Annotated in this window: 18 protein-coding genes; 4 read left to right on the forward strand and 14 right to left on the reverse strand. The window is 63.9% G+C overall.

The genetic code is table 11. The features are described 5' to 3' along the window. Nucleotides 1-61: 61 nt before the first annotated feature. A complete protein-coding gene (locus tag GGR38_RS10630) occupies nucleotides 62-622 on the forward strand; it encodes an NUDIX hydrolase (protein ID WP_183625285.1) in 561 nt (186 codons plus the stop codon). Here GGR38_RS10630 and trpC read toward each other — a convergent pair. The 5 genes from trpC to GGR38_RS10655 are packed head-to-tail and all read right to left on the reverse strand — an operon-like array spanning nucleotide 619 to nucleotide 6465. Next, on the reverse strand, nucleotides 619-1407 hold the full coding sequence (trpC, locus tag GGR38_RS10635; RefSeq protein ID WP_183625287.1) for an indole-3-glycerol phosphate synthase TrpC: 789 nt from the start codon (nucleotides 1405-1407) through the stop codon (nucleotides 619-621). The genes GGR38_RS10630 and trpC overlap by 4 nt on opposite strands. Next, nucleotides 1404-2399 (reverse strand): anthranilate phosphoribosyltransferase, encoded by a 996-nt coding sequence (trpD, locus tag GGR38_RS10640; protein WP_183625289.1) that lies wholly within the window; start codon nucleotides 2397-2399, stop codon nucleotides 1404-1406. Before trpD ends, trpC begins: the two co-directional genes overlap by 4 nt. Next, complete coding sequence (locus GGR38_RS10645) at nucleotides 2396-2989, reverse strand: anthranilate synthase component II (protein WP_183625291.1); 594 nt, start codon at nucleotides 2987-2989, stop codon at nucleotides 2396-2398. Before GGR38_RS10645 ends, trpD begins: the two co-directional genes overlap by 4 nt. Continuing rightward, entirely contained in the window at nucleotides 2986-4512 is a 1527-nt protein-coding gene (locus GGR38_RS10650) for an anthranilate synthase component I family protein (RefSeq protein ID WP_183625293.1), read from the reverse strand. Before GGR38_RS10650 ends, GGR38_RS10645 begins: the two co-directional genes overlap by 4 nt. A 27-nt stretch (nucleotides 4513-4539) precedes the next feature. Beyond that, nucleotides 4540-6465, reverse strand: a complete 1926-nt coding sequence (locus GGR38_RS10655; protein ID WP_183625295.1) for a peptidyl-prolyl cis-trans isomerase — start codon at nucleotides 6463-6465, stop codon at nucleotides 4540-4542. Between the two features lie 288 nt (nucleotides 6466-6753). Here GGR38_RS10655 and tpiA point away from each other — a divergent pair, with 288 nt between their 5' ends. The 3 genes from tpiA to pyrG all read left to right on the forward strand — a co-directional run bounded on the left by tpiA (nucleotide 6754) and on the right by pyrG (nucleotide 9801). Then, nucleotides 6754-7506 carry a triose-phosphate isomerase gene (gene tpiA, locus GGR38_RS10660; RefSeq protein ID WP_183625297.1) on the forward strand — a complete coding sequence of 251 codons (753 nt, stop codon included), beginning with the start codon at nucleotides 6754-6756 and terminating at the stop codon, nucleotides 7504-7506. Nucleotides 7507-7649: 143 nt separating this feature from the next. After that, nucleotides 7650-7991, forward strand: coding sequence for a preprotein translocase subunit SecG (secG, locus tag GGR38_RS10665; protein ID WP_183625299.1), 342 nt, complete (start codon nucleotides 7650-7652; stop codon nucleotides 7989-7991). Nucleotides 7992-8169: 178 nt separating this feature from the next. Continuing rightward, nucleotides 8170-9801 carry a CTP synthase gene (pyrG, locus tag GGR38_RS10670; protein ID WP_183625301.1) on the forward strand — a complete coding sequence of 544 codons (1632 nt, stop codon included), beginning with the start codon at nucleotides 8170-8172 and terminating at the stop codon, nucleotides 9799-9801. Between the two features lie 223 nt (nucleotides 9802-10024). Here pyrG and GGR38_RS10675 read toward each other — a convergent pair whose 3' ends face one another. From GGR38_RS10675 to pspA, 9 genes are read right to left on the reverse strand one after another with little or no spacing between them, the layout of a single operon-like run. Then, nucleotides 10025-10375: a YbaN family protein gene (locus GGR38_RS10675; protein ID WP_183625303.1), complete on the reverse strand. Its 351-nt coding sequence runs from the start codon at nucleotides 10373-10375 to the stop codon at nucleotides 10025-10027. A gap of 6 nt (nucleotides 10376-10381) precedes the next feature. Beyond that, nucleotides 10382-10789: a SufE family protein gene (locus GGR38_RS10680; protein WP_172339248.1), complete on the reverse strand. Its 408-nt coding sequence runs from the start codon at nucleotides 10787-10789 to the stop codon at nucleotides 10382-10384. Between the two features lie 25 nt (nucleotides 10790-10814). Next, nucleotides 10815-11048, reverse strand: a complete 234-nt coding sequence (locus tag GGR38_RS10685) for a hypothetical protein (protein WP_168602425.1) — start codon at nucleotides 11046-11048, stop codon at nucleotides 10815-10817. Nucleotides 11049-11093: 45 nt separating this feature from the next. Continuing rightward, nucleotides 11094-11354 (reverse strand): hypothetical protein, encoded by a 261-nt coding sequence (locus GGR38_RS10690; RefSeq protein WP_246404468.1) that lies wholly within the window; start codon nucleotides 11352-11354, stop codon nucleotides 11094-11096. A 27-nt stretch (nucleotides 11355-11381) separates the two neighbouring features. Continuing rightward, on the reverse strand, nucleotides 11382-11672 hold the full coding sequence (locus GGR38_RS10695; protein ID WP_183625305.1) for a hypothetical protein: 291 nt from the start codon (nucleotides 11670-11672) through the stop codon (nucleotides 11382-11384). A 21-nt stretch (nucleotides 11673-11693) separates the two neighbouring features. Next, nucleotides 11694-11996 carry a hypothetical protein gene (locus tag GGR38_RS10700; protein ID WP_172339251.1) on the reverse strand — a complete coding sequence of 101 codons (303 nt, stop codon included), beginning with the start codon at nucleotides 11994-11996 and terminating at the stop codon, nucleotides 11694-11696. 26 nt (nucleotides 11997-12022) lie between these two features. After that, entirely contained in the window at nucleotides 12023-12400 is a 378-nt protein-coding gene (gene pspC / locus GGR38_RS10705; RefSeq protein ID WP_183625307.1) for an envelope stress response membrane protein PspC, read from the reverse strand. Beyond that, nucleotides 12397-12714: an envelope stress response membrane protein PspB gene (pspB, locus tag GGR38_RS10710; protein WP_183625309.1), complete on the reverse strand. Its 318-nt coding sequence runs from the start codon at nucleotides 12712-12714 to the stop codon at nucleotides 12397-12399. The genes pspC and pspB overlap by 4 nt, the downstream gene beginning before the upstream one ends. Before the next feature lie 3 nt (nucleotides 12715-12717). After that, entirely contained in the window at nucleotides 12718-13431 is a 714-nt protein-coding gene (gene pspA / locus GGR38_RS10715) for a phage shock protein PspA (protein WP_343059082.1), read from the reverse strand. Between the last annotated feature and the right edge of the window lie 86 nt (nucleotides 13432-13517).

Below are 13517 nucleotides of genomic sequence, written 5' to 3' on the forward strand. Positions count from 1 at the left end.
CAACGAAGAAATGCGCGCGATGGTGTAGGCTGTTGCCAAGATTTTGAGGAAGTGGGGAAATATGGCCGAAATTATTGCCCGGCATCTGATCTATGATGGCTGGTATCGTTTTTCGCGGCTGGAATTGCGGATGCCCGATGGCACGGTGTCCGAACGCCATCTGCTCGACAATGGTCAGGCGGTGGCGGTGCTGCCGTTTGACCGGGCGCGGCGGGTGGCGATGCTGGTGACGCAGCCGCGCGCTGCGGTGCTGGACGCGGGCCACCCGCCCTTGCTGGAGGCGATTGCGGGCGGGCTGGACGGTGCCAGCCCGGAGGAGCGCATTCACGAGGAAGCGATGGAGGAGGGAGGCATTCGCCTTTCCGCGCTCGAACCACTGGCCAATATCTGGCCCATTCCGCCGGTTTCGACCGAGCGGGTGATGCTTTATCTGGCCCAATATTCCGCCGCCGACCGTATTGGCGCGGGCGGCGGGGCCGAGGATGAGGATGAGCATATCAGCGTTGTCGAAATCAGCCTTGACGCCCTGCGCGACCGGGTGATGGCCGGTACGCTGGAGGACGCCAAGACGCTGATTTTGGCGCAAGCCCTGATGCTGCGCCATCCTGAATTGTGGGGTTAAAGCCCTAGCAGGGCGCGGGTCGCTGCCGTCACATCATCTTGGCGCATCAGGCTTTCGCCCACAAGGAAGGTGCGCGCGCCGCAAGGAGCCAGACGCAACAGATCCGCGTGAGTGTTGATCCCGCTTTCGGCGACCAGCAACGTCCCCTCGGGCGCCAGCGGAGCGAGGCGCTCGGTGGTGGCGATGTCGGTCTTGAAGGTCTTGAGATTGCGGTTGTTCACCCCGATCAGGCGTGAGCGAAGATTGGCGGCGCGCGCCATCTCTTCCTCATCATGCACCTCGACCAGAACCGACATCTGACGCTCGATGGCGGCTTGTTCGATTTCGGCCATCTGGGCGTCCGACAGTGCGGCCACGATGATCAGGATCGCATCGGCGCCAATCGCGCGGGCCTCGGCCACCTGCCACGGATCGACCATGAAATCCTTGCGCAGGACCGGCAGGTCGCAGGCCGCGCGCGCCGCGATCAGATAATCTTCATGCCCCTGAAAATAGGGCGCATCAGTCAGGATCGACAGGCACGCAGCGCCGCCCGCCTGATAGGCGCGGGCGTGCGCCGGCGGATCGAAAACGGCGCGAATCAAGCCCTTGGACGGGCTGGCCTTCTTGATCTCGGCGATCAGGGCGAAACTTGTCCCAGCCTTTGCGCGCAACGCCGCTTCAAACCCGCGCGTGGGGGTCTGCTCGCTGGCACGCGCGTCAAGGTCGGCGATGCTGGCCAAAGGCTTGCGCGCGGCAACCTCCTGGCGCTTGGTGTCGCAGATTTCTGTCAATTTGTCGGTCATTCGCAAGCCTTGATCCAGCAATCGAGCAGGCCCTTGGCCAGCCCCTTGTCAATGGCCTCTGCGGCCTCTTCGGCGCCCTCACGCCAGTCGGAAACCTCGCCCGCCACCATCAGCGCGCCAGCGGCATTGAGCAGCACCGCATCGCGGTAGGCCCCATGCTCGCCCATCAGCAGGCGGTGCAAAGCATCTGCATTATAGGCCGGATCGCCGCCCTTGATCGCCTCGACCGGATATTCGGGCAGGCCCGCGTCAGCAGGCACCACCCGCTTCATCGCCACGCCGTCGCCGCGCACATCGGCCACTTCATTGCCGCCTGCAAGGCTCAGTTCGTCCAGCCCCTCGTCGCCGGAAATGACAAAGCTGCGCTCGGTGCCAAGGCGGCGGATTGCTTCGGCATAGATCGGCACATAGGCCGGGCGCGCAATGCCCACCAGTTGATGACGCACATTGGCCGGATTGGCCAGCGGCCCCATCAGGTTGAAGATCGTGCGCGTGCCCAGCGCCCGCCGGATCGGGGCGATGTGCTTGAGGCTGGGATGATGCGCCTGCGCAAACAGGAACGCGATGCCAATCTCGCCCAGCGTGCTTTCCGCGCGCTCTCCGGCATGGGCCAGATTGAGGCCCAAAGCCTCCAGCGTATCGGCCGCCCCCGCCTTGGACGAGGCCGCCCGGTTGCCATGCTTGGCCACCGGCACGCCGCAGGCCGCGACCACCAGCGACACAGCGGTGGAGACGTTGAGCGTATGATGCCCATCGCCCCCGGTGCCGCACACATCAATCGCGCCTTCGGGCGCATGGACCGCGATCATCCGCGCCCGCATCGCCCGCGCCGCGCCAGCAATCTCGCTCGACGTTTCCCCGCGCGCCGATAGGGCGACGAGAAAAGCGGCAATCGCCTCGTCCGAAACTTCCCGGTCAAGGATCGCGCCGAAAATGCTCTGCGCCTCACCCTCGTCAAAGGGATGGGCCGAGACTTCGGGCAGGGCGTTCATGCCGAAAGGCGGGCGTCAATCCCGCACAGTTTCAGGTAATTGGCCAGCATCGCATGGCCATGCTCGGTGGCGATGCTCTCGGGGTGGAACTGCACCCCGTGGATCGGCAGGCTGACATGGCGGAAGCCCATCACATGCCCATCGTCGCTGCGCGCATTCACATGCAGGCAGGCCGGAATATCGGTCACGATCAACGAGTGATAGCGCGTGGCGATAAAGGGCGAGGGGATGCCTTCGAACAGGCCGGTGTTGTCATGAGTGACCGGGCTGGTCTTGCCATGCATCAGGCCGCCGCGCTGGACCGTGCCGCCGAAATATTGGCCGATGGATTGATGGCCAAGGCACACGCCCAGCAAGGGCTTGCCCGCATCCGCCGCCGCGCCCACCAGATCGAGGCTGATCCCGGCCTCATTGGGGGTACAGGGGCCGGGGCTGAGCAGGAAACCCGCCGCGCCGCTGTCAATCGCCTGCGCAGCGGTCAGCGCGTCATTGCGCACCACTTCGACCTCGGCCCCCAGTTCCATGATGTAATGGACCAGATTCCAGGTGAAGCTGTCGTAATTGTCGATGACGAGGATTTTATTATTCATTGCCCAAACCCCGCTTCCTGCGCCACGCGCACCGCCTCACGGGCGGCGGCAAAGAGAGCGCCGGATTTATGTTCGCATTCGCGCTGTTCATAGACCGGATCGCTGTCGGCCACGATGCCCGCGCCTGCCTGCACGTGCAACACGCCATCCTTGAGGATGCCGGTGCGCAGCACGATGCAACTGTCCAGATTGCCGTCCGGCCCGAAATAGCCAACGCCCCCGGCATAAGCGCCGCGCGTTTCGCCCTCCAGCCCGGCGATGATCTCGCAGGCCCGCACCTTGGGCGCGCCCGAGACGGTGCCCGCCGGGAAACCGGCGAAAACGGCGTCAATAGCATCGGCGCGATTGGTGTCCAATTCGCCCACCACGTTCGAGACGATATGCATCACATGGCTGTAACGCTCGATCGTATAGCTTTCGGTGACCTTGACCGTGCCCTTGGCAGCCACGCGGCCCACATCGTTGCGACCCAGATCGAGCAGCATCAGATGTTCGGCGCGCTCCTTCTGATCCTCCAGCAGGCTGATCTCATTGGCCTTGTCCTCGGCCGGAGTCTTGCCGCGCGGGCGAGTGCCTGCGATGGGGCGGATGGTGACTTCGCCATCGCGCACGCGGACCAGAATTTCCGGGCTGGACCCCACCACGGCAAAACCGGGCAGGTCGAGGAAGTAAAGGAACGGCGAGGGATTGACCCGGCGCAGCGAGCGATAGAGCGAGAGCGGCGGAAGCGTGAAGGGCGCGGTAAAACGCTGCGCCAGCACGACCTGAAAGATGTCGCCCGCCTCGATAAATTCCTTGGCGCGTTCGACCATCTCGCCATAGCGGCCCGGCGCCATCACCGGGGTCGGCATCGGCATGGGCATGTCGGGCGCGGCGCGTACCGGCTCGGGCGCGGGCGCGGCCAGAGCGCGCAGAGCGTCATCAATCCGCTCCTGCGCGATTTCCAGCGCGGCAACCGGCGCACGATCCGAGGGCCATACCGGCGCGACCGCAAACAATTCATCGCCCAGCCGGTCGAACACAAGGATCACCGTGGGGCGGACAAACAGCATGTCGGGCAATTCGAGCGCGCTTTGCGGCGCACGGGGCAGCTTTTCGACCAGCCCAAAGGTTTCATAGCCGAAATAGCCCACGATGCAGGCCAGCGCCGGGGGCAGGGCCGCAGGCACATCCATCCGGCAGCTTTCGACCAGCTTGCGCAATTCGCTCAGCGCGTCGCCCGCCAGCGGCTCAAACGCCTCGCGGTCCTGTGCCCAGACGCGGTTGATTTCGGCCGCATGGCCCGTGGCGCGAAACACCAGATCGGGGGCCAGACCGAGCAGGCTGTAACGCCCCCGCACTTCGCCGCCCTCGACCGATTCGAGCAGGAAATCGCCCCGCTCGCCCGCGAACAGCTTTACCGCCGCGCCCACGGGTGTCTCTGTGTCCGCAATGACGCGACGCCACACCAGCGCCGGATTCCCGCCAGACAGCAAGGAAAGGGCGGCGTCCCAGTTTTCTGGGCGATGGGTGTTGTCGGTCATTGGTCTTTCGCTTCTTGGGATTGAACGTCAGTTGCCGCCAGCAAGCGTGCTGGTGACGGTCTTGATGGTGCTTTCGTTGCGCTCCACCTTGACTTCGGTGCGGATCGCGCGGCGCAGGCTTTCGCCCTGTTCGCGCGCGGCCAGATTGTTCAGCTCGCCCTTGACCTGCCCGATCAGCGGGTCATTGGCAGCCACGGCGCCCGGCGTGATGGCTTTGAGCTGCACGGCCATAAAGCCCTTGTTGCCCGCAATCGGGATCAGCTTGGTCGTGCCCGGCGCCATGCCGAAGAACAGCGCGACGGCAGGCGGGATCTGGCCGCCGCGCGACATGATTTCCTCGCGGCCCAGATTCATCTGCTGCACCGGGGGCAGGGCCACACCCAGCTTGGCGACTTCGGCGGCCAGATCGCCACCCTTCTTGCCTGCGGCCAGCAGCTTCATCGCGGCGGCGCGCGCGGCAACCGAGCCCTTTTCGAGCTGAATGTCGGCCATCACCTGCGCGCTGATCTGGTCGAGCGGGGCAGGGGCGGCGGGGATGATCTTGGTCACGTCAAAGATCACGAAGCTCTTGCCCGCGACCAGTTCGCTGATCTGGGGCTGGCCTTCGTGGTCCATGCCAAAGGCGGCGGGCAGGATCGAGGCCAGTTCGGCCGGAAGCCCCATACCGGCGGGCGTCTTGGCCACCAGCAGCGGGGTTTCGGCCATGGTCAGGCCCAGTTCCTTGGCGGTGTCGGACAGCGCGCCGCCCTTGCCGAAATCGTCATTCACCTTTTCGGTGAGAGCGGCTAGTGCCTGCTTGCGCTTTTCCTCGGTCAGGGCGGCAGTGATTTCGCCCTTCACCTGTTCCAGCGTGCGCGCAGGCTTGGCGTCGATGGCATCGACGCGCACCAGCGCCCAGCCCAGCGCGCCCTTGACCGGGCCAGCGGTTGCGCCGGCCTTGGCGGCATAGGCGGCCTCGGCCACGGCGGCGCTGCTCTTGATCGTCAGGTCAGCCTTGCTGACCGAACCCAGCGAGGCGACGCTCAGACCCTTGGCCTTGGCGGCGGCTTCAAGGCTTTCGCCCTTGGCCACGGCTGCGGCAATGTCCTTGGCCATGCTCTCGCTGATGACGATGACCTGCGACACCTTGCGGGTCTCGCTGGCACCATATTGGGCGGCATTGGCCTTAAAACGGGCGGCCACTTCGGCATCACTGGGGACCGAGGACTGCTTGATGACCGATTCGTCGAAGCGGGCGTAACGAATCACGCGGCGCTCCGGCACGGTATAGGCGGCCTTGTGGCTGTTATACCAAGCGCTCACTTCGGCCTGCGTGGGCAGGCCCTTGGGCGCAAAGGCGCTCGAAGGGAGCATGGCGGCCGAACCGGCGCGATGTTCTTTGAGCAGGGCGGCATATTGCATCACCGCGCTCTGGGGCAGGGCGGCGCCGAACTGTGCCGGGGCCAGCAATTGGCGCGAAACCAGATCGCGCGCGAAACTGTCGCGCACATCGGCGTCGTTCATCTGGCGCTGGGCAAGAACCGAGAGATAGGCGTTCTGGTCGAACTTGCCGCCAGCGCCCTGAAATGCCGGGATCTTGGCCAACTCACTGTCGATCAGGCGTTTGCCGGCAACGATGCCGACCTTGCGGCCAAAGGCCATCTGCGCCTCGCCGTCGATCATCTGATCCAGCACCAGATCGAGGCCGCCTTCGGCCAGAAAGCTCTTCATCGTCACGCCGGGCTGCTGCTGGCGGGTGATTTCCACCGCCTGCTGCATCTGCTTGGTCAATTGCGCGGTGCCGATGGTGTTGCCCCCCACCTTGGCCACGCGGTCGCCCCCGGTGATGCTGCCGGATGACATCATGTTCGACACATCGCCCGCGGCAAACGCCATGGCCAGCATCACGATCAGCCCCAGCGCGGCGAACACGCCCACCGAGGAGTGGAAGAACTTGCGGAACACTTGCAGCATCAAACCAACCCGTCACCGCGGCTCCGCCAAAAAGGCGCGCGCCGTCAAAACCATCAGCTGGCGGCTTTAGGCGGCTTGGCCGGATCCCGCAAGCGGCGCCATCGCGCAAATTTGTGGTGCCTTTATGCTGCGTTTGCGTCTTTTCGGTGGGTTGTCGGCCACGCGCCTTTTGACAAGCGGCGCCTCCTTGCCCTAGGCGCGCATACGCATGCTGGGGAGGCGTGATGCGGCGCGGCCTGTTGCGGGCCGCGCTCTGGCTCCCCGCGATTTAGGAAGGACAAAGGGATCATGGCTTTGCGGCCCTATATCGTCGGCAACTGGAAGATGAACGGGCTGCGCGCCACGCTGGCCGAGGCGCGCGCGATCGACCGCGTGGCGGCCCGCTATCCGGCGGTGGATGTGGGCATCGCCCCGCCTTTCACGCTGGTCCATGCGATGGCCGAGGAAGCCCAGGCGATGGCCGTGGGCGGCCAGGACGTCCATGCCAAGCCCAGCGGCGCCTTTACCGGCAATATTTCCGCGCCCATGCTGGAAGACGCGGGCGCGCGCTTCACCATCGTTGGCCATAGCGAGCGTCGCAGCCTGCATGGCGAGAGCGACGGTGATGTGCAGGCCAAGGCGGTTGCCGCGCGTGCGGCGGGTCTGGGCGTGATCCTGTGCGTGGGCGAAACCGAGGCCGAGCGCGACGCCGGGCAGGCCGAAGCGGTGGTTTCGGGCCAGTTGCACGGCTCGCTGCCCAAGGAAGGCGCCGAGGGTCTGGCCGTGGCTTATGAGCCGGTCTGGGCCATCGGCACGGGTCGCGTCCCTTCGGTTGAGGATGTGGCCGCGATGCACCGCGCGATCCGCGCTGATCTGGTCGCCATCTATGGCGATGCGGGCAAGGGCGTGCGTATCCTTTACGGCGGCTCGGTCAATGCGGGCAATGCTTCGGAATTGCTGGGCGTGGCCGATGTCGGCGGCGCGCTGGTCGGCGGGGCCAGCCTGACGGCGGAGAGCTTTGCCGCGATCATCAATGCAGCCGCGATGCTGATCGAAGGCTGAGGTTCTACGCCCGGATGACGGCCCAGGTTGGGGTGGGGTGGAAGCACCCCCTTGCAACTGGGCTCTCGCGCGCTTAGATGCGCGCCATTCCATTCATGCGGTGGCTTCCCTTTGGGCGGTCGCCATGTCGAGAGTCGCGCTTCATGTTCATCTTCCTTATTGTGCTTCAGGCCATTGTCGCGGCCATGCTGGTCGTGGTGATCCTGATTCAGAAGTCGGAAGGCGGCGGGCTGGGCGTTGGCGGCAGCCCTTCGGGCTTTATGTCGGCGCGCGGCGCGGCGGACTTTCTGACGCGCAGCACGGGCGTTCTGGCCGCGATTTTTGTCGGCCTGTCGATCGTTCTTGCGGCTCTGGCCGTGGCCAGCGCGACGAGCCAGAAGGTTGATACCTCGCTCGACCGCAGCGTTTCGGCCCCGGCTGCTGCTCCGGCTGCCCCTGTGGCTCCGCTTCCCGCCGATCCGCTGGCCGGCGCGGCCAAGAAGTAATCTGGTGTTATTGTGCCGACCACCCTGCCGCATTCGCGGTGGGGTGGTCGGCGTTTGGGCATTCCGCCGTCTGCGGCGCGTTTTTTGCGCGTCTATGCACAAGGCTGTGGATTGCTTGCTCGCTGGCGCGCATTGCGCGCTTGGATTGATGGTTCAAAAAAGGTAAGGCGCAATCCCCATGGCGCGGTATATTTTCATCACCGGCGGCGTGGTCTCCTCGCTGGGCAAGGGTCTTATGGCGGCTTCACTGGCCGCTTTGTTGCAGGCGCGTGGCTTCAAGGTCCGCATCCGTAAGTTCGACCCCTATCTCAACGTCGACCCCGGCACCATGAGCCCGTATCAGCATGGCGAAGTCTATGTGACCGACGATGGCGCAGAGACCGACCTCGATCTGGGGCATTATGAACGCTTTACCGGCGTTTCGGCGCGCAAGAGCGACAATATCACCTCGGGCCGCATCTATCAGACGATCATCGCCAAGGAGCGCCGCGGCGACTATCTGGGCGCGACGGTGCAGGTTATCCCGCATGTGACCGATGCGATCAAGGATTTCGCGCAGGCCGATACCGAGGATCTGGATTTCGTGCTGTGCGAAATCGGCGGCACGGTGGGCGACATCGAAGGCCTGCCCTTCATCGAGGCGATCCGTCAGCTGCGCAATGAACTGGGTCGCGAGCAGACCTGCTTCGCCCATGTCACGCTGGTGCCCTACATCGCGGCGGCAGGCGAGCTGAAGACCAAGCCGACTCAGCACTCGGTGCGCGAGCTGACCTCTTACGGCATCCAGCCCGATGTGCTGCTGTGCCGTTGCGAGCAGGAATTGCCCGAGAACGAGCGCCGCAAGATCGCGCTTTTCTGCAACGTGCGGATGGAAGCGGTGATCCCGGCGCTCGACGCGCCCAATATCTATGCCGTGCCGCTGCAATATCACGCCGAAGGGCTGGACAATGCGGTGCTGCACCACTTTGGCCTGACCGCACCCGAGCCGGTGCTGGACCGCTGGCAGGCGCTGACCAAGACCTATGGCAGCCCCGAGGGCGAAGTGACCATTGGCGTGGTGGGCAAATATGTCGTGCTTCAGGATGCCTATAAGTCGCTGAACGAAGCGCTGGTGCATGGCGGCATTGCCAACAAGGTCAAGGTCCATATCAAGTGGATTGACGCGGAAATCTTTGAAAAGGATGACGCCGAGATCGCCGCCACGCTCGAACCGCTGCACGGCATCCTTGTGCCCGGCGGCTTTGGCGAGCGCGGCACCGAGGGCAAGATCTCGGCGGTCCGTTTCGCGCGCGAACGCAAGGTGCCGTTCTTCGGCATCTGTCTGGGCATGCAGATGGCCTGCATCGAAGGCGCGCGCAATACGGCGGGGATCGCGGATGCTTCCTCGACCGAATTTGGCGAAACCAAGGAACCGGTCGTCGGCATCATCACCGAATGGATGAGCGAAGAGGGGCTGCAACAGCGCACCGCCGAAACCGATCTGGGCGGCACGATGCGCCTTGGCGCCTATGAGGCCAAGCTGGCGGGCAACAGTCATGTCGCGGCGATCTATGGCACCGAAACCATCAGCGAGCGCCACCGCCATCGTTACGAAGTGAACTCGCATTACCGCGAGGCGCTGGAGCATGGCGGGCTGGTGTTCTCGGGCATGTCGCCCGATGGCCTGCTGCCCGAAATCGTCGAGCGGCCGGACCATCCGTGGTTTGTCGGTGTGCAGTTCCACCCTGAGCTGAAGAGCCGTCCGTTTGAGCCGCATCCGCTGTTTGCCGGGTTCATCGGCGCGGCGGTGCGTCAGGCGCGGTTGGTTTAAGGGTTAGGTGCCTCCGGCGGGCAAAAGGGCGGGGGCCCTTTGCAATCCCGTTAACGGGGTGGGTTTGGAGGCCTTGTGTTGTAATAATTAAAGCCTGCGGCGCATTCCATTGGCGCCGCAGGCTTTAATTTTGCAAATGTCGCGTCCGACACAAAACGCCGAACTCTGCGCGCAGCGCAGACAGTAACGGGAGCGCGAGGGTCTAGACCCTCGCATCATCTTCCTATTCCGCCCTTGTCCAAATCCAAGACCCGGACAGAACCATCACCCCGGCCGGGATCAGCACCCAAGGCCACCCAGCCGTAAACGCCGTAATCCCCACCGACACCGCCATAGCGATCAGCGCTGCCTTCTTGGCCCTTCGCGGGATCGCCCGCCGCTCACGCCACTGGCGCAAAGGCGGGCCATAGGTGGGGTGATCGAGCAAGCGCTGCTCCCACGCCGGATTGGAGCGGGCAAAGCAGAACAGCGCCAGCAGCAGGAACGGCACCGTGGGCAAGAGTGGCAGAAACGCCCCCACAATGCCAAGGCCGACAAAGAACAGGCCGCCCGCTTGATAAAGGTGGCGGCGCATGTCCGGTCAGCCCGCCGCGAGCCGCGATGCGTGATCCTTGATCAGCGCGATCATGTTGGGCACGCCTTGGGTACGGTTGCTGGAAAGCTGGTTTTTGAGATCGAAGGGCGCCAGCGCCTCGGCAATGTCCATCGCTGCCACTTCATCGGCAGGCTTGCCCTGCACCGCTGACAGCACCAGCGCGATGATGCCTTTGGTGATTGCCGCGTTCGAATCGGCCAGGAATTGCAGCCGGTCGCCCTGTTCCACCGGATAGACCCAGACGCTGGCCGAACATCCGCGCACCAGTGTGGCGTCGGTTTTCAGCGCGTCGGGCATGGGGTCCAGTTCGCGGCCCAGTTCGATCAACAGGCGGTAACGTTCGTCGGCTTCGAGGAATTCATATTCCTCGGCAATATCGGAAAGGCTGCGCATGGGGATGCGATAGCGCCCAAGGGGCTTATAAATCAACCCCGGCAGCGATTGCCTCCAGCTTGCGGATGCGTTCTTTCAGGTCGGCGATCTCGATGCGATGCGTGGCCGAGGGCTGGGCGGGCTGATCGGCCTTGCTCACCAGATCAAGTTCGCGGTGCTTGAGCGTCAGCCATCCCGACCATCCGCGCAGCAGGGCGATGCTGAGCATGGCGATGGCGGTCAGGGCGGAAACCAGTTCGGGCAGGGTCAGGCTGTCCATGGGGAATGCTCCGATTGATCGGTCGCGGGTTTAACGGTCGTGGGTTTAACGATCGCGTAGGGCTTCGATTTCGGCCGAGAGGTGCTCGGCGCTGCGCCCTTCGAGCGAGGAGGAGGTGGCGATGCGTTCCAGCACGCGGATGCGTTCGCGCAGGGCCTCGACCTCGGCATCCTGGGCGCGGGCGGCAGGGCGCGTTTCGCCATAGGACATCGCGGCCATTTTGCGGCGATGGCGCAGGACGATGGCGGTCAGGATGATGCCGGTCCACATCAGGGGGGCAAGGCTGTGAATGAAATCATGCAACATGGTTTCGAACCCTTTTAACGGCCCCTCTTATCGACGGAGCGATTCGATTTCATCGGCCAGATCACGGGCCTTGCGGTCTTCGGTGGCGATGCGTTCGAGCACCTTGATGCGTTCGCGCAATTCCTCCACCTCGCGGTTCAGGCGCTGGTTCCGGATCTCGGTTTCGGCATTGTCTGCGTGTTCGATGATGGTCTGCTTGCCCTTGTCATCGATGGTCACGCGGCGCGCGCGGCCCGACCGGCTGTAAAGGCCCGCCTGAAAAACCTTGGCGACCGAGGTGATGATGACAATAAGAACAATGGCTTCCCAGAAGTTCATGGCAGTCGCTCCGAAGAGGGATCAGTTGAGCGGATCGCGGCGATAGTCTTTGGCGTGGTCTTCAACGCTGCGCGTATCGCGCAATGCCTCGATTTGCGCTGCAATGTCATAGCCCTTGTCGGTGACAATGCGTTCCAGCACGCGAACCCGTTCCTCCAGCTCGCGCGTTTTGGTGACATATTGGGCGGCGCGTTCGGCGGTATCGTCGGCGGTGGCGCGGATCTGCATTTCGGCGATGCGCGTCTTGTGCTTGGTCCAGATCGCCACGATCGGGATTGACAAAGCGACAATCGGGATCAGAGCGCCAATAGTGCCAGCGGACATGGAAATTTCCCCCTTATGCTGAGCTTTTAGCGCAGCTTTTCGATTTCTTCGGACAGGCGCGGGTTGGAGGAGACATAATAGTCCTCAACTGCGGCCAGACGGCGGTCCAGATCGCGAAATTTGGAGCGGACCTCGCGGGTGGTGCGGCCCGGCGACTGGCGCACGCCTTGCCAGAAGCGCTGCTCCTCGCGGTCGGTATAGAGCGCGCGCGGCTTGTCGGGCGCCAGAAAACCGATGCCGAAATAGATCACCCAGGCGGTGCCCCCGCTCATCGAGAGCAGGACCAGCGTGGCGATCCGCACCCAAAGGACATCAATTCCGGTGTAATCGGCAATCCCGGCGCAAACGCCCATGAACTTGCCATTGGCCTTGTCACGGTAAAAACGGGTGTGGATCGGGTTCATCGAAAGCTCCTGTCGGAAGAGCGGGCGCGCATACGGTCAAGGTCCTTGGCAATTTCGCGCAGCGGCTGGTTGTCGATTTCACGGTTGGGCATCGGCACCGCCGGATGGAACTCGGGATGTTCGGAAGCGACGAGGCGCTCGACCGTGTCCATCCGTTCATCCAGCCGTCGTGCCAGTTGATAGAGTTCCTCCAGCAGCGCCTCGTCATCCGATGTCAGCGTGGCGGAGGTTTTCCATTTGGTGACATAATGCAGGATGACCCAGGGCAGGCCAATGAAGAGCGCGCAAATGGCCACCACAGGCACGATATCCATGGCTTAGCCCTCCTTCTTCAGAGCGCGCTTCATGGCCTCCAGTTCCTCGTCTACCTTGTCGCCGGAGGCGAGGGCGGCGATTTCGTCGGCCAGCGTCGGCTTGGCGGCTTCGGCAAGGCCCAGCGCGTCGGCGCGGCCTTCGGCATAATCGACCCGGCGTTCCAACGCATCGAAGCGCGCCATCGCCTCATCCACCCGCTCGCTGGCCAGCAGCGTGCGCAGTTTTACGCGGTTTTCCGCGCTTTCCAGACGGGCGGCAATCGCGGTCTGGCGGCTGCGGGCCTCGCGCAGGCGGGTCTGCAGCTTTTCGATGTCGGCCTCAAAGGCGCGCAGGGAATCGTCCAGCACCGCCACCTCGGACATCAGTTGATCGGCCATGTCCGATGCCTTGCGCTTTTCCACCAGCGCGGCGCGGGCCAGATCCTCGCGGTCCTTGGACAGTGCCAGTTGCGCCTTGTCGCCCCAATCGGCCTGAAGCCGGTCGAGCTTGGCGATATGGCGGCGCATCTCCTTCTGGTCGGCAATGGTGCGGGCGGCCGACGCGCGCACTTCGACCAGCGTTTCCTCCATTTCGAGGATGATCATGCGGATCATCTTGGAAGGATCCTCGGCCTTTTCCAGAAGATCGGAGAAATTGGCGGCGATAATGTCGCGGGTGCGGCTGAAAATGCCCATGCGGCTTGCTCCCGAAGATGGATTGGATTGCAGTTTCTCGATTTCCCGTTCTAGCCTGTTATGACCTCGCGAGAAATCCTGAAGCGAAAAAAACCGGGCCGGAGGGGAAGATGTCCGATCGCGCAGGG

Source organism: Novosphingobium sediminicola (assembly GCF_014196525.1).
GTDB classification, from domain to species: domain Bacteria; phylum Pseudomonadota; class Alphaproteobacteria; order Sphingomonadales; family Sphingomonadaceae; genus Novosphingobium; species Novosphingobium sediminicola.

Excerpts from the sequence above, each read along its gene's own strand:
- GGR38_RS10650 (WP_183625293.1), bottom strand. The coding sequence starts at position 4,512 with ATGACCGACAACACCCATCGCCCAGAAAACTGGGACGCCGCCCTTTCC.
- pspB (WP_183625309.1), bottom strand. The coding sequence starts at position 12,714 with ATGGATATCGTGCCTGTGGTGGCCATTTGCGCGCTCTTCATTGGCCTG.
- trpC (WP_183625287.1), bottom strand. The coding sequence starts at position 1,407 with ATGACCGACAAATTGACAGAAATCTGCGACACCAAGCGCCAGGAGGTT.
- GGR38_RS10700 (WP_172339251.1), bottom strand. The coding sequence starts at position 11,996 with ATGTCCGCTGGCACTATTGGCGCTCTGATCCCGATTGTCGCTTTGTCA.
- pspC (WP_183625307.1), bottom strand. The coding sequence starts at position 12,400 with ATGAACCCGATCCACACCCGTTTTTACCGTGACAAGGCCAATGGCAAG.
- secG (WP_183625299.1), top strand. The coding sequence starts at position 7,650 with ATGTTCATCTTCCTTATTGTGCTTCAGGCCATTGTCGCGGCCATGCTG.
- trpD (WP_183625289.1), bottom strand. The coding sequence starts at position 2,399 with ATGAACGCCCTGCCCGAAGTCTCGGCCCATCCCTTTGACGAGGGTGAG.
- GGR38_RS10655 (WP_183625295.1), bottom strand. The coding sequence starts at position 6,465 with ATGCTGCAAGTGTTCCGCAAGTTCTTCCACTCCTCGGTGGGCGTGTTC.
- GGR38_RS10685 (WP_168602425.1), bottom strand. The coding sequence starts at position 11,048 with ATGGACAGCCTGACCCTGCCCGAACTGGTTTCCGCCCTGACCGCCATC.
- GGR38_RS10695 (WP_183625305.1), bottom strand. The coding sequence starts at position 11,672 with ATGAACTTCTGGGAAGCCATTGTTCTTATTGTCATCATCACCTCGGTC.
- GGR38_RS10680 (WP_172339248.1), bottom strand. The coding sequence starts at position 10,789 with ATGCGCAGCCTTTCCGATATTGCCGAGGAATATGAATTCCTCGAAGCC.
- tpiA (WP_183625297.1), top strand. The coding sequence starts at position 6,754 with ATGGCTTTGCGGCCCTATATCGTCGGCAACTGGAAGATGAACGGGCTG.
- GGR38_RS10690 (WP_246404468.1), bottom strand. The coding sequence starts at position 11,354 with ATGTTGCATGATTTCATTCACAGCCTTGCCCCCCTGATGTGGACCGGC.
- GGR38_RS10675 (WP_183625303.1), bottom strand. The coding sequence starts at position 10,375 with ATGCGCCGCCACCTTTATCAAGCGGGCGGCCTGTTCTTTGTCGGCCTT.
- pyrG (WP_183625301.1), top strand. The coding sequence starts at position 8,170 with ATGGCGCGGTATATTTTCATCACCGGCGGCGTGGTCTCCTCGCTGGGC.
- GGR38_RS10630 (WP_183625285.1), top strand. The coding sequence starts at position 62 with ATGGCCGAAATTATTGCCCGGCATCTGATCTATGATGGCTGGTATCGT.
- GGR38_RS10645 (WP_183625291.1), bottom strand. The coding sequence starts at position 2,989 with ATGAATAATAAAATCCTCGTCATCGACAATTACGACAGCTTCACCTGG.